The following is a 242-nucleotide window of genomic DNA, read 5'->3' on the forward strand; positions in this document are numbered from 1 at the left end:
CCAGCGCCGTACCCGCGAGCACCACCGGCGAACACCAGCACCTCACCCACACCGACGCGCCACCACAACACATCACCGCAGGCCCACCTGAGCTCTTCCACCTCCCTGCCCACACCCTCCCCCACCAACACGACTCCCACGCCCAGGACGATTCCCACGCCCAGGACGATTCCGACGGCGAGGACGGCGACCTCTTCAGCGACGAGGGAGCCGACACCCCCGCCGGCAGCCAATCGACACCT

1 protein-coding gene is annotated in these 242 nt (G+C 69.0%); it reads left to right on the forward strand.

The annotated features are described in order from the left end of the window. Positions 1 to 242 (forward strand): hypothetical protein (locus ACLQ24_RS30695; protein ID WP_425895208.1); only part of this gene is annotated, 242 nt, incomplete at both ends.

Source organism: Micromonospora sp. DT4, assembly GCF_049841675.1.
Lineage (GTDB): Bacteria > Actinomycetota > Actinomycetes > Mycobacteriales > Micromonosporaceae > Micromonospora.